This is a genomic window from Caballeronia sp. S22, assembly GCF_964261745.1.
Classification (GTDB): Bacteria; Pseudomonadota; Gammaproteobacteria; order Burkholderiales; family Burkholderiaceae; genus Caballeronia; species Caballeronia jiangsuensis.
The window spans coordinates 124,272-137,013 of the sequence record NZ_OZ180040.1 but is presented as its reverse complement, the minus strand read 5'-3'; the positions used below and the strand labels follow the sequence as shown (position 1 = coordinate 137,013).

The 12,742-nt window shown below is 65.5% G+C and carries 12 protein-coding genes and 2 pseudogenes; 7 read left to right on the top strand and 7 right to left on the bottom strand.

Annotation, left to right across the window (positions count from 1 at the left end):
• Positions 1 to 88: 88 nt before the first annotated feature.
• Together ACEN42_RS38900 and ACEN42_RS38895 are read right to left on the bottom strand one after the other, a co-directional pair.
• Positions 89 to 373: a hypothetical protein gene (locus tag ACEN42_RS38900; protein ID WP_371884410.1), complete on the bottom strand. Its 285-nt coding sequence runs from the start codon at positions 371 to 373 to the stop codon at positions 89 to 91.
• 295 nt (positions 374 to 668) lie between these two features.
• The gene (locus ACEN42_RS38895) at positions 669 to 1,250 is read right to left on the bottom strand and encodes a hemerythrin domain-containing protein (RefSeq protein ID WP_371884666.1); all 582 of its coding nucleotides are present in this window, start codon (positions 1,248 to 1,250) and stop codon (positions 669 to 671) included.
• 341 nt (positions 1,251 to 1,591) lie between these two features.
• Between ACEN42_RS38895 and ACEN42_RS38890 the strand changes: the two are divergent.
• Positions 1,592 to 2,090: pseudogene (locus ACEN42_RS38890) on the top strand (CinA family protein).
• Positions 2,091 to 2,144: 54 nt separating this feature from the next.
• Here ACEN42_RS38890 and ACEN42_RS38885 read toward each other — a convergent pair.
• The 3 genes from ACEN42_RS38885 to ACEN42_RS38875 form a co-directional block, all read right to left on the bottom strand.
• Positions 2,145 to 3,428, bottom strand: a complete 1,284-nt coding sequence (locus ACEN42_RS38885; protein WP_371884409.1) for a glycosyltransferase family 4 protein — start codon at positions 3,426 to 3,428, stop codon at positions 2,145 to 2,147.
• A gap of 183 nt (positions 3,429 to 3,611) precedes the next feature.
• Positions 3,612 to 4,559: a glycosyltransferase family 2 protein gene (locus ACEN42_RS38880; protein ID WP_371884408.1), complete on the bottom strand. Its 948-nt coding sequence runs from the start codon at positions 4,557 to 4,559 to the stop codon at positions 3,612 to 3,614.
• Positions 4,552 to 5,247, bottom strand: a complete 696-nt coding sequence (locus ACEN42_RS38875; protein ID WP_371884407.1) for a PIG-L family deacetylase — start codon at positions 5,245 to 5,247, stop codon at positions 4,552 to 4,554. The genes ACEN42_RS38880 and ACEN42_RS38875 overlap by 8 nt, the downstream gene beginning before the upstream one ends.
• A 954-nt stretch (positions 5,248 to 6,201) precedes the next feature.
• On the opposite strand from ACEN42_RS38875, the gene ACEN42_RS38870 reads away from it, so the two are divergent.
• The gene (locus tag ACEN42_RS38870; protein ID WP_371884406.1) at positions 6,202 to 6,963 is read left to right on the top strand and encodes a lipopolysaccharide biosynthesis protein; all 762 of its coding nucleotides are present in this window, start codon (positions 6,202 to 6,204) and stop codon (positions 6,961 to 6,963) included.
• Positions 6,957 to 7,124: a hypothetical protein gene (locus ACEN42_RS38865; protein WP_371884405.1), complete on the top strand. Its 168-nt coding sequence runs from the start codon at positions 6,957 to 6,959 to the stop codon at positions 7,122 to 7,124. The genes ACEN42_RS38870 and ACEN42_RS38865 overlap by 7 nt, the downstream gene beginning before the upstream one ends.
• Before the next feature lie 24 nt (positions 7,125 to 7,148).
• Here the strand turns inward: ACEN42_RS38865 and ACEN42_RS38860 are convergent, their stop codons facing one another.
• Positions 7,149 to 7,733 (bottom strand): ParB-like protein, encoded by a 585-nt coding sequence (locus ACEN42_RS38860; protein ID WP_371884404.1) that lies wholly within the window; start codon positions 7,731 to 7,733, stop codon positions 7,149 to 7,151.
• 101 nt (positions 7,734 to 7,834) lie between these two features.
• On the opposite strand from ACEN42_RS38860, the gene ACEN42_RS38855 reads away from it, so the two are divergent.
• The 3 genes from ACEN42_RS38855 to ACEN42_RS38845 all read left to right on the top strand — a co-directional run bounded on the left by ACEN42_RS38855 (position 7,835) and on the right by ACEN42_RS38845 (position 12,068).
• Entirely contained in the window at positions 7,835 to 9,595 is a 1,761-nt protein-coding gene (locus ACEN42_RS38855) for a SulP family inorganic anion transporter (protein WP_371884403.1), read from the top strand.
• 182 nt (positions 9,596 to 9,777) lie between these two features.
• Entirely contained in the window at positions 9,778 to 10,674 is an 897-nt protein-coding gene (locus ACEN42_RS38850) for an alpha/beta fold hydrolase (protein WP_371884401.1), read from the top strand.
• Positions 10,675 to 10,676: 2 nt separating this feature from the next.
• Positions 10,677 to 12,068, top strand: a complete 1,392-nt coding sequence (locus tag ACEN42_RS38845; RefSeq protein WP_371884400.1) for a hypothetical protein — start codon at positions 10,677 to 10,679, stop codon at positions 12,066 to 12,068.
• Here the strand turns inward: ACEN42_RS38845 and ACEN42_RS38840 are convergent.
• Positions 12,065 to 12,220: a hypothetical protein gene (locus tag ACEN42_RS38840; protein WP_371884701.1), complete on the bottom strand. Its 156-nt coding sequence runs from the start codon at positions 12,218 to 12,220 to the stop codon at positions 12,065 to 12,067. The genes ACEN42_RS38845 and ACEN42_RS38840 overlap by 4 nt on opposite strands.
• A 337-nt stretch (positions 12,221 to 12,557) precedes the next feature.
• On the opposite strand from ACEN42_RS38840, the pseudogene ACEN42_RS38835 reads away from it, so the two are divergent.
• Positions 12,558 to 12,742: pseudogene (locus tag ACEN42_RS38835) on the top strand (transposase); the annotation flags it as partial.

The following is a 12,742-nucleotide window of genomic DNA, read 5'->3' as shown; positions in this document are numbered from 1 at the left end:
AGCGTGAAGCCGGGCGTGCCCCCGTCCGGGAGATAGCGCGCCTGCCACCACCATTGATAGCCCGTCATCTCGATGCGCAGCGCGTCGCTCACGGGCAGCCGCGATAGCGCGCGGTCGGTGAGCACGTCGCGAGCACGAGTCCGAACAGCAGAAACGCTGACACGCCGGTCGCGGCGCTGACACGGAAGCGCACGGGAGCTTGCGCACGGCTCACGACCGGAATGTCCGCGGGCGTTGCTCGGTTCGCACGCGGGGCGGGCAGTATCGCGATGAGGCACGCGACGAGAATCGCGGCGAAGACGACGCAGCAGACGGCCAGCGTCAGATTCCACAGATCGGGGATGCGGCTGGCCTGAATGCCTGCTGGGCTCAATGCGCTCTGCATGTCGTTCGATGATGCTTCCGTTGTCGTTCGCGCGCGGTGCGCACCGAGCGGCCGTAAAGGGGCGGAAGCCGGACAGCGCACGCGGCCACCCTTTAGCAATCATCGTTCCGCAGGATGCCACGCGGCGGGTTCTTCCTGCAGGCGCGCACGCCTGCGCCGAAAGCTGCGAGGCCAGCGCGCAATCGTCAGCGGGGCAGCGCGGTCATCGTCCGTCATGAGGCGCGCGCTTGGCCTGCCCGATCCGTAATCGATATCGAGCGGCCGGCACGCGCCGTTCCGAATGCTAGGTCCGCCGAGCGCGTCGCGCGGGCGCTGGCCGCAGACAATGCGCGATGGCGAACACGCCGAGCGACACCACGGCGAGCGATGCCAACGGAAAAGTGCCGGCCGTATTCGCAGCAATCGCCGCCGGCCGCTTCTGCGCGACGAGTTGCAACCTTCGTCGGGTCATGCGCGCGCCAAGCTCCGAAAGCTGTGAGGCAAGCGCGCGTTCAGCGGTCGGTATCAGCACCGTTTCCTCGTCCGCGACGTGATGAATCACTTCCCGCATGAGCTTCATGAAGCGCGCATCGAAGGCGGCGTCGTGAGGACCCATCGCTCGCAGTTTCGCGATGTCCTCGCGCATCTGGTCATGCTCGGGCTTGCTCTTCTGGAGCGTGTCGTCGCCGGACAACGCGATCCCGAGCGCCGGATAGAAAATCTCTTCCTCCAGCTGCGCATGAATTTCGAGTGCCGTGCAGGCCAGCTCGACGATGGCCCGCTTCCTCCACCACGGCGTGTCGGCGTGATATCGATGGAACGCAGCCATGACGTGCGTGTGATCCGTGCGGATCATCGTTGTGATCGACGGCGAGCAGTTTCGCATTTCCACTCTGGCTCCTTCGCGCGATGCGCTGTGTCGTGGGATCCGGCCTCTCGTTCTCGAGAGTCGACCGGGTATTGCTTTGGTGGTGCAGCAGCCTCTTCTTTTAGCGTCACGGCCGCTGTGGAACAGCGGTGCTTCGCGCCGTGCAGCAAGACGGACCGCACCATCGATGCGAGCACGATAAGCGCAGCGCGGCGCCCGCCGCGAAGACGGCGGTGAAGGCATCATCTGCGGGTGCGCCGTTGTCGGCCTTTGCCGCAGCAATCGCTGTTCCCATCCGATACGCGAAGGCACGCAGCCTGCTACGGCTTGCGTAACATCGCACGTCGGGAGACTGAACCATGGATATTCCCCGGCAAGTGGTCTCTTTTCTGACCTCTCGCGGGCTCAAGCTCGCCACGGCGGAGTCCTGTACCGCGGGATATATCGTCGCTGGTCTCTTCGGTACCGGGGAGCGGGCATTGCCTCGACGTGGGCTTCGTTACCTATTCGCCGACTGGCAAGACCGGCTTTCTCGGCGTGCGTAAGGAAACGATGGATCGCTACGGGCTGACGAGCGAATACGTGGCGCGGGAAATGGCAGAGGGCGCGTTGCGGCAGGAAGCGTGTTGCGCGGATATCGCGATCGCCAACACCGGCGTCGCCGATGCCGTGCCGGGCGGCGGACCTCCGCCGGGCACGCAATGCTTCGCATGGTCATACCGCACGCGCGACGGCGAGATAAACACGTTCACCGAGACCCGCGTCTTCCATGGCGAACGTAACGAGATCCGGCGCGCGGCGGCCCTGTATGCGCTGTCGCGAACCGAACACTACTTCGACCAGCAATGGCGGCGCTGATCGCTGCGTACCGGCGCGGCGGATGGGTGCCGACATGCGCGTTCTTCATGATCGTCATAGCGAGGCTCCGCCCATCGCGATGCCCATCGTGACGCGATTGGCCGCCCGCGCTTCGTCGCCGCTCAGGCGCGCATAGACCCGCGCGAGCGTCTGCGCGACGCCGGCCCAGGTGAACATAGCGTTGGCGCGCGCGAGGCCCGCTTCGCCCATCCGCTGCGCGAGCGTCGGATCGTGCTTGAGCGCGACCAGCGCATGGGCCAGCGCCGAGGGGTCCTTGGGCGGCACCAGCAAGCCGGTTTCGCCATGCGCGACCGAATAGCGGATGCCGCCGACATCGGCGCCGATGACCGGCGTGCCGCAGGCCATCGCCTCCAGCGGCGTGATGCCGAAGGGTTCATACCACGGCGTCGTCACGAAGACATCGGCCGCGTTGTAGAAGTGTTTGAGTTCGGCGCGGCCATGCCGGCCGACGAAATGCACCTGCTGCTCGATGCCGCACTCGCGCGCGATGCCGCGCAGCCGGCCGATTTCGGGCGTGGCGATCTCATTGGGTTCGTCGGAATTGCCGCCCACCACATAGAGCTCGGCACGTTCGCCATGCGCGGCGAGGCAAACGCCCAGCGCACGCACGACGTTATCGATACCCTTGCGCGGCACCATGCGCCCCAGTTGCAGCACGATGAAGCGGTCCTGTGGCCAGCCGAGGCGCGCTCTGGCGCGTGCCTTGTCGAGCGGATGAAACTCCGTGCGGTCGAAGCCGCACGGCACGAGATCGATGCGTGGGGGGTCGGCATCGTAGAGGTGGATCAGGTCGTTCTCGTCCTGCGGGCATTCGGCGATCACCGAGTCGGATCGCCGCACGAGTTCGTCTTCGATAGCGAAGCGGGCATCGGGAAAGCCGTCCGACTCGCCCTGATGCAGGCGCCTCACGCGCCCAAGCGCATGAAAGGTGGTGACCAGCGGCACACCGAGCGCGTCCTTGATGCGCAGGCCGACGAGGCCCGACATGAAGAAGTTCGCGTGCACGATCGCATACGGGCGGATTTCCTTCTTCATGAAACCGATCATGAAATCCGCAAACGCGTCCATGTGCGGCAGAAGCTGTTCCTTGGGCAGTTGCACGGGCGGTCCTGCCGGCACGTTGATCACGCGAATGTGCTCGAAGCGCGAGACGAGCGGCAGCAGCGAGCGATCGCAGCGCGTGAAGACATCGACATCGTGACCGATGCGCACGAGCTGGCGCGCGACATTCGCCACATAGATGTTCTGTCCGCCGCTGTCGACGCCGCCCGCTATCGCCAGCGGCGAGGCGTGTTCACTGATCAAAGCGATCTTCACGAGAGCCTCCCTGTTATTTGATCCGCATGGGCGTGTACCTGGCAGCGACCGGCTGGATCAGTAACGGGAGTTCAGCATTCACCGTGCCACTCGTTGTGCCGACCGGACGAATCACGAAACGAATTGCGGTTCGTCGCGCATCGAACCAAATTTCGTTTTGTGCGATGAGAGTCTGCGCGTGCTTTACGTGGCGCGTGTAGAAGTGAAAGAGCCAGACGTGCCCGCCTGCACGGCGCGCCGCGCATCGTCCTCGTGCACGATGCGTCGCATTTCCCGAACGCGCGCGGGAATCACGCGGCGTCTGCGCAGCGCCCAGCCGAGGCCCGCGACGAGCACGGGAAGGTCATACCGCAGCGAGCCCTCAGCACGCATCACACGCAATGCGCAGCCCGTGACGCGAAGCGCTTCGGCGAGCGGCAGTCGCAGCCAGGCGACCCACGCGGCATTGCGCGCAAGTAGCCTGCGCCGCTGAGCGCTGTCGCGCAGGGGCGAGGGATGATGATGGAGCACGAGTTCATCGACATAGACGATCTCGTGTCCGCAAGTGAGCACATCGAGCGAGACGAGGGTTTCCTCGCCGCCGATGAAGAGCCGAGGCTCATAACCGCCCACCTGTCGATAAACGTCCGTGCGAAACACGCACGCTCCCGCCATATAGCCGATGAGCGAGCGACCGGGCAGCCCGTCGTCCCGCAAAGGACTTTCGCGCATGCGTTCGCAGGTTTCATCGGGGGTGCCGTGCTCGCCGACCACGACGCGCGCATTCAGCACGGCAACGCGCGGCACAGCATCGAGGATCCGGACCGCGCGCGAGAGCGAACCGGGACTCCACCATGTGTCGTCGTCGCAGAACGCGATGTACTCGGTCGTCACGCGCTCGACGCCCAGGTTGCGCCCCGCCGCGCCGAGATTTGCCGGCGCGGTGACCAGTTCGACGAAAGGAAAGCTTGCCGCGATGCGCTCCGCGGTTCCATCGGACGAGGCGTTATCGACCACCACGATTCGTATGCGGTCGGGCAACGCGGCAAGTCTTGCGACCGTGTCGAGCACCTGATCGGCACGGTTGTACGTGAGCACGACTACCGTGAGACGCGCCGCATCGGAATTCGAAAGGGTTGGCTGTTCAGTCATCCTGGTCGGCGGCATGAAGGGTCCAGAAGCGTTCCGGCGCCCGCACGTCGTCGTAGCCGTGCGGGCCGAAAGCCTTGAGCTGGCTCGTGTAGCGCGCGACGGCGCGCTGCTTCGCCTCGAAGCGCGAGAGCGTGTCCGCGCCGATGGGATCCAGAAGCGGCGTCGCTTCGATGCCATCGCCTGAGAGTTCGGCCAGCCGCCTCTGCACGAGGCGTTTCATGCGCCGATAAAGACAGTCTTCATACGCAATGCACGCCATCGACCCGACGGAACGCCAGGCCGCAAGCGATGCCGCGTGCGTGAGCGAATGATCGGAATGAAAGAGGCCGAGCGGAATGAGCAGCGTGTCGAAATCGCCCGCGCCGATTGCATCGCGGATGGCCGATGCGATCTCCTTCGTCGTGCTGCTGTTCGCATACTGGGCGTCGAGAAAGCGAAGGTGCACCGCGCGGGCGGCGAGCACGTCCAACGCGGCCGCGTCTTCCGCGCGGCGCGCGTGCATCGCCTCATGCGCGTTGGCGAAGCCGCACTGCAGATCCCAGTCCGTGACGAGCGCATCGTCGGGCGTGCCCGCGAAGACGGTGCAGACCGTCGCGCCCGGCGACGCGGCGAGCATGGCGCCACAACTGAAGACGGCATCGTCGAGATGAGGCGACAACACGAGCAGTCTGCGGGCAGCTTGCGGCATGATCGGCATGTCCTTTGGCGACTGAGTGACAAGCGCAATGGACGTGCCTCGACGCGGACCTCAGTGCGGCGCGCCTCCGCCCACGGCATCGCGCATGCGCTGCACGTCGCGCGTGGTGACCGGAGGCGCATGGTTGCCCCAACGCCGAACGAACGACCGTCAGGACGCGGGCGATTTCGGTGCCGTTGAGTTTGTCGGCGAAGGTCGGCATTTTCTGCGGATCGGATCTACCTTGCGGGATCGCCCGCGAGCCGCGGATACCTGCTCCCGTCGGGAGAAAGCGTGAAACCGGATCGATCTTTCGATATCCGGGTTCGACGTCATTATTTACTCTGACTTCGGGCCGCATCGTTGCGCGTCGAATGCGAGGTGCATAGGGTCTAAAGCCGTCAGGCGAAGTCCTATTTTGAAGGACTTTCGCGTGTCAGTATGTTGGGTGTAAAGGTCTCTCCGGGTTCGCCTTGCAGTAAGCCAGTTTGACCCGCCGAGCAGGCGCTGCAGCTGTAGTCCCGCGCGTGTCACTCCGCGATCCCTTGGATAATGCGCATCGCCCAATTGGGGGCCACCTTTCTTTGATTTGCTCGTTCTGTACGGAACCCGGAACTACACTGACATGGCGCGGTCGCACCGTTCGCTCCTTTTCTTATTAATCAACTCAGCGAACTTATCGAATTGACACTTTCAAAGACGCGCGTGACCGAAATCATTTTAATAATCTCACTCTGCATAGCCTGCTTTCTCGCCTGGTTATCCATTGCGCGGCGATCCGCAATGCGTGCGGCTTCGCGCGCGCATTGCGGCGTTGTCTGCCTGCGCAATGTGCGTGCTGCTGGCCGCTTGCGGCGGCGGTGAAGGCAGTTCGGGCACCGGCAATCCAGGCGGATCGCAGGCGGCGTCCGGTGCCTCGGCCGCGAGCGCGCCGACACGGCGTCCGGCACGAGCGGACCCGCTGCCGTGATTGCGCCCACGGGCAGCATCTTTTACGGCATGAACGGCCATATCAACGTCGGCGGCGCCTATGCGCTATCGAGCCCCGCACAGCAGTTGGCGCAACTGAAGGATCTCAACGTGAAGATGTACCGGAACGACGTGGCGAGTCAGGCGCAAGCAGTCAAGCTCGCGAGCCTCGCGCAGATGATGCAGCAGTCCCGCGTCACGGTGTATCCCGTGCTTCTGGAGATCGTCAAGAACTTCCCTGATGAGGACACCGCCTATCAGGGCTCTTATGCACTCGCTCAACAGGTCGTCAATGTGCAGAAGTACGCCTACTACGAGGTCACGAACGAACTGGCCCCGCAATGTCTCGTCGGCTGGGTCGACGGCGTGCACAGCACCGACTACGACAACCACTGCTTTCGGGTCGCGCGCGGGATCATTCGCGGAATGATCGCGGGCATCAAGTCCGTCGGTCCGGGGGGCAAGATCATCATCGGCGGGAACACGTGGATGCATTACGGCTTCGACCAGATGCTCGCAAACGGCACGCAGCCGGACGGCACGAGCGGCCATCCCGTCGTCACATGGGACATCACCGCGTGGCACTGGTATTCGGAGCAGGGCGACATCCGCCATGCATGCGGAGGTTCGGGCTGGTCCGACGTGATCGGCACCCTCAAGTCCTTCGGCAAGCTGTCTGGATCAACGAAGTGGGCATTCGCCCGGACTTCCCCGGGACGCCGGAGCAGGCAGCGACCTTCCTCTACAACGACATGCTGAAGGCGCTTCTGTCGATTGCGCCGCAGTACGGCATCGAATCGCTCCAGGCCTACGAACTCTACGACGATCCCCCGACCGGCCAGGGCCCGTACGGCATCATGCTGAACGACGGCACCACGCACAAGCCCGACTATGCCGCGCTCGAACTTCATCGCCGATAACCCGGAATAGAAGCAGAAGCCGGCTCAGCCGGTGAAACCCGGAAGGCCCGCGGCCGCAGCGCTGCGAGCGAATTCGAGGGCGGGCTTCAGCAGCGCGTCGAATTCCGCATCCCCTTGCGGCTGCGGAAAGTGCGCGTGAAACAAGTCCGCCCAGCGAAAATCCGCGAGCGGCACGTCGGTCTTCTCATAGCCGCCCGCAGCGCGCACGATGGCCGCGAGGCTGCGGAATTCGTCGTCGACGGCGTCCCACATGCGCGGAGGCATGTCCCGGAAGGGCACGCGCCGGCGCGCGGCATCGTAGGGATAGACCCATGAACGATTTTCCAGCGTCAGCCAGAATTCCGCGGGCGACAGCGACGAAAAGTCGCCGAGCAGGACGTAGGGCACGCGCTTCACTCCGATGCGCGACAAGGCGCATGTGACATGATGATGGTCGATGACGAACGGCTCATCGCCCGGACCGAGCACGATTGCGATCGGCTTTTCCGCGATCGCCATCTCCAGATCGTGCGAATTCAGTGCCCGATACGCCGCCTCCTTCTTCCGTATCTGACGCTCGCCGTGCGTCATCTGGGTCGGGTGCAGGCGATCGATCTTCAGCATGTTCATGAGCCGATTTCCGTGGTGCAATGTCGTCGCGGAGTGTTCAGGCAAGCTTCGTTCCCGGTCTGGAACCGCTCTTGCTTTCCGTAAGAAACAGGGGCGCGACGATGGACACGAAAACCGGCCACGACGGCCGCACGACGCGCAGGCGCGCGACGGACCCGCTTCGCTGGATCAGCGGGCTCGCCGTGCTGCGCGCGTACCGCGCGCAATGGCTCGTGCACGACTTCATCGCGGGCCTGTCGCTGAGCGCGGTGCTCTTGCCGGCGGGCATGGCCTATGCCGAGGTCGCCGGGCTGCCGGCCGTGCACGGCCTCTACGCCTCCTTCGCCGCGATGCTCGCCTATGCGGTCTTCGGCCCGAGCCGCTATCTCGTCATCGGTCCGGATTCGGCACTCGTCGCGCTGATCGCGGCGAGCATCGTGCCATTGAGCCGCGGCGACCCGCATCGCGCCATCGTCGCGGCCGGCGCGCTCGCGCTGCTGGCGGGCAGCATCTGCATCGTCGTCGGTCTGCTGAAGCTCGGATTCGTCACCGAGTTGCTGTCGCTGCCGATCCGCCATGGCTTCCTGAACGGCATCATGCTCACGATCCTCGTCGGGCAGTTGCCGAAGCTGCTTGGCTACAAGGGCCGGGCCGAAGCGTTCTTCGATCAGGTGAAGGATCTGATCGACGGACTCTCCGCGTGGAAAGTGAACCCGACGTCGTTCGGCATCGGCATCGGCGCGCTCGCGCTGATCCTGCTGTGCAAGCGATTCTGGCCAAGGCTGCCGGGCGTGCTGATCGCGGCGGGCCTGGCCACCGCGCTCGTCAGCGCGTTCGACCTCGGCAAGCGCGCCGGCGTGGCGACGATCGGCAACATCTCACGCGGATTACCCTCGATCGAACTGCCGCTGCTCCCGCCCCAGCAATGGTGGCAGCTCGCTGGTCCGGCGGCGGCGATCGCGCTGGTGGCGTTCACGGATGTCGTCGTTCTGTCGCGCACTTACGAAGTGCGCAACAAGCAGACCATCGATCGCAATCAGGAATGCGTCGCGCTCGGTCTGTCGAATATCGCGGCCGGGTTGTTCCAGGGCTTCGCGGTGAGCGCGAGCGGCTCGCGCACGCCCGTTGCCGAAGCGGCCGGCGCGAAGACGCAGCTGACCTGCGTGATCGCCGCGCTCGTCGTGGCGGCGCTGCTCATGTTCGCGCCGCATGCGCTCGCGAGCACGCCGCAATCGTCGCTCGCGGCCATCGTCGTCGCGGCGTGTCTGGGCATGCTCGAAGTGCGCGGCATCGTGCGGCTCTGGCGGCTGCGCAAGAGCGAGTTCGTCCAGGCGCTCGTGTGTTTCGCGGGCGTGGCGGCGCTGGGCGTCGTCAACGGCATCGCGCTTGCGCTGGCGCTCGCCGTGCTGTCCTTTCTGTGGCGTGCCTGGCGGCCCTATGACGCGGTGCTCGGGCGCATCGACGGACGCAAGGGCTATCACGATGTCTCGCGTCATCCCGAGGCGCGGCGCGTGCCCGGACTCGTGCTGTTCCGCTGGGACGCGCCGCTCTTCTTCGCCAACGCGGAAATCTTTCGCGAGCATGTGCTGGGCGCGATCGAAGCATCGGATGAAACCGTGCACTGGATGGTCATCGCCGCCGAGCCGGTGACGGACATCGACCTGACGGCCGTCGAAGTGCTGGAGCGGCTGCATGAGGAACTCCTCGCGCGCGACATCACATTGTGCTTCGCCGAGCTGAAAGGGCCGGTGAAGGACAACCTCGAGCGCTATGGCGTGCTGCCGCAGATTGGCGAGGAATGGCTGTTTCCGACGATTGGCGAGGCGGTGAGCGGCTATCTCGCGGCGCATGATGTCGAATGGCACGACTGGGAGGACGCGTGAGCCGCGCGCGTCGGCGGGCCTGCGCATTGCTGAAGCGGCAATCCATGCCGCATGGACACTGGGAACCTCGACAAGGAGCATGCGATGAAAGCGTTGGTGTTTCATGGAAGAGGCGGTATCTCGCTCGAGGACGTGCGGGACTGTGCCGTCCACGTGGTGCGCGGCACGCAGCCGCCCGCCGCATGAGCTCCGCGCGGCCGAACTGGCGGGTGCTCGCGGGCGTTGGCGCGGGGGCGCTCGCGGCGTGGGCGGCATTCGAATGGATGCGTCTGAAGCGCACGCCCGCGCTGAGCGATGAAAGCGCTCGCGCGGGCATCACTGTGCGCTACACGCAGGCGGGGCCGTATCGCATGTTCTCGCGTCATGCCGCATGCGCGGGCGGACATGCCAGCCGCCTGCGGGTCGTGCTCGTTCACGGACTCGTGATTTCGAGCCGCTACATGGAGCCGCTCGCGCTCGCGTTGCGCAACGACTTCGACGTCCACGCACCCGATCTGCCCGGCTTTGGCGAAAGCGCCATGCGCGGTTCCGCGCTGTCCGTGCCGGAGCTCGCCGATGCGTTGCGCCTGTGGCTCGGGGCACGCGGCATCGAGCGCGCGATGTTCGTCGGCAACTCGTTCGGCTGCCAGATCCTCGCCGATTTCGCCGCGCGTTATCCGGAAGCGGTGGACCGGCTCGTGCTGCAGGGCCCGACCGTCGATCCAGATGCGCGTTCGCTGGTCGCGCAGATCGCGCGCGACTGGCGCAACGGCAGGCGCGAGCAGGCCCGCTCGTCGGCATCGATCGGACGCGTCGATTATGCGAAGGCCGGTATGGTGCGCGCACTCGCGACCATGCGTGCCCTCATGCGCGACCGCATCGAGCGCAAACTCGCGCGCATCGCGGCGCCGACGCTCGTCGTCGCGGGTTCGCGCGATCCGGTCGCTCCGCTCGCGTGGGCGAGCGAAGTGGCGGCGCGCATCCCGAACGGCGCGCTCGTCACCATCGAAGGCGGCACGCACACGCTCAACTACGTGTATCCGCACAGTTTTGCGCTGGCGATCCGGCCGTTTTTGCTGCAGGGCGGCACATCGTCATGACAATGACGAAGCCTCCGCGCGGCATCGCCCGCTTCGATTCCGCCGCCGGCATGGCGCAGGCGCTCGCACTGTGCCTGCGAGGCGAGCCGTTCAGCAGCCCGAGCCAGTCGCCGCTGCTCGATGCCGTCATGCCTGCGATCAACCGTTTGCCGCAGCGCGCCCGCGAATGGGTGTACGCGGTGGGCGGCATGTCCGAAGGCATTGCGGCGCGGCAGGCGCGCACGCTCGATGTCGAAGGCATCGGCGAATGGATCGCAGGGCTATACCCGCAGCGAAGCTACGACGCGGCGTTTGTCGGTTCGTCGAACGGCGCGCTGCTGCATGCCGCCGCGGCGCTCGGCGTTCCGTGGCTGCCACAGACGATTCTGTGCCCCGTGCGTGCGCCGTTCAGCGATCCCGACGACGCCTGCAAAGGCTTCGACGACGGCCTGCGCATCGTCGATGCCCTGTTGCGCGCGGATCCGCGCATCGCCGTGCATCACATGCAGGACCCGAATCAGGATCGTTTGATGCTTTCCGCGATGAGCTACTTCCGCCTGAAGCATCGCGCACTGCCGCTCGCGTATCGCGAGTTCCTTCTGCGCGCGCTCGCGCCCGGCGCGACCATCCATATCAGCCACTGCACGCGCGACTGGCCCGTCACGCGCACCGGCGATCGCTCGTTCTATCAGTTCGGCGCGGTGGGCGGCGCATCGGAGGACGAGTACTTCAACGACGGGCCGCGCGTCACGGAGTATCTCGCACGCTACGGCGTGACCCGCCCGCGATGGACGCCGCCGCCGCCGACCGAGCGCGCGCCCGAAGCCGAATGGGGTTACGACGACGCGCTCACGCGGTCGATCGTCGGCCTCGCGGCGGAGAAGGGCTGGCGTGTCGTCGAATGGCGCTTCGAGGAGCCAGAAGCGTTTAGCTTCGCGACGGCGGCGCTGTATCGCGCGTGGTATCGGAGCATGGGTATCGACGCGCGACGGCTCGTCGTCGACTCGTTCCTCTTGATGGATCCGCACACGACGCTGCGTCTGCACGCCATTCCGTTCTGGCTCGTCTTCTGCACGGAGCCTTCGGCGGAATCGCTGCGCCGCTTTCTGGACAGCGAATCGTTCGACGAAATCGACCTGCTGCTGTTTTCGCATGGCACCGAAGGCGTCGGCGTGACGGCCATCGGCACATGGCGCGGGCTGCTCGCGCGCGCGCGGCGCGAAGGGCGCTTTCTTGGTGTCGATGTGCGGCTATATCCGCGCGACTTCGCGACCTTCGTGCGCTTCGATCGGGCGCTCTCGAGCCTGGGTCCGCAATACGAAGTTCCGCCGCTGATGCCGCCCGCGTTCTTCGAGTCCTTCATGCGCGAGCACGGACCGGCGCATGGGATCGTCGCGCACGATCATCCTCGCTAACGGCGCCGCAGGCCCTGCAGGACACATGCCGTGATCCCAAGCGCCGCGCACGCAAGCAGGCCGCGATGCGTGCCGGCCCAGAGCGCCGTGCGCAACGCGATCGCCTGGATCGTCAGCGACGGATTCACGCCGCCCACGGTCGGCGCCGACATCCATTTCGCGCGTGCCGCGCACGCGGCCGATGCGGTATAACTCCGGACGCTCGGACAGGGCGTCGGTCTTCTTTTCTATCTCGTCGTCCAACCCGAGCGCGACCGTGGGTCGCCCTCTGCGATGCAGTCAAAGAGTTTTCTGCGGTCCTCGTGCGCGCGTGCGCGCCACTCCAGATCAAGATTTAGCCCCGGTCGCCGCGAGTCGCTTGCGCAAAGAGACCTTCTTGTCGGCCATCTCCTTTTGACCTGTGCATGCGACGCGCTCGGCCGTGGGTCGTCTAGCGACTCATCAGTCGTCCAACTTTCAGGGTGCGGTTCAACAACTGCGGACGCAAACATGACCCCAGACGATCTTGATTTCCTCCCTCCCAAATTCACGCATATCGATGAAGGCGGCCGGCGCTGCTTTGATCCAGAGGACAAGCTCCGGCTGATCGAGGCATGCCGAAGACCAGGGGCATCGGTGTCCGGGCTGCCCTTAAGGCTGGCGTGAACGCCAACCAGTTGCGCAAACGGGTCCAG

Excerpts from the sequence above, each read along its gene's own strand:
- ACEN42_RS38895 (WP_371884666.1), bottom strand. The coding sequence starts at position 1,250 with ATGCGAAACTGCTCGCCGTCGATCACAACGATGATCCGCACGGATCAC.
- ACEN42_RS38880 (WP_371884408.1), bottom strand. The coding sequence starts at position 4,559 with ATGACTGAACAGCCAACCCTTTCGAATTCCGATGCGGCGCGTCTCACG.
- ACEN42_RS38875 (WP_371884407.1), bottom strand. The coding sequence starts at position 5,247 with ATGCCGCAAGCTGCCCGCAGACTGCTCGTGTTGTCGCCTCATCTCGAC.
- ACEN42_RS38865 (WP_371884405.1), top strand. The coding sequence starts at position 6,957 with ATGCTGAAGGCGCTTCTGTCGATTGCGCCGCAGTACGGCATCGAATCG.
- ACEN42_RS38860 (WP_371884404.1), bottom strand. The coding sequence starts at position 7,733 with ATGAACATGCTGAAGATCGATCGCCTGCACCCGACCCAGATGACGCAC.
- ACEN42_RS38855 (WP_371884403.1), top strand. The coding sequence starts at position 7,835 with ATGGACACGAAAACCGGCCACGACGGCCGCACGACGCGCAGGCGCGCG.
- ACEN42_RS38850 (WP_371884401.1), top strand. The coding sequence starts at position 9,778 with ATGAGCTCCGCGCGGCCGAACTGGCGGGTGCTCGCGGGCGTTGGCGCG.
- ACEN42_RS38845 (WP_371884400.1), top strand. The coding sequence starts at position 10,677 with ATGACGAAGCCTCCGCGCGGCATCGCCCGCTTCGATTCCGCCGCCGGC.
- ACEN42_RS38840 (WP_371884701.1), bottom strand. The coding sequence starts at position 12,220 with ATGTCGGCGCCGACCGTGGGCGGCGTGAATCCGTCGCTGACGATCCAG.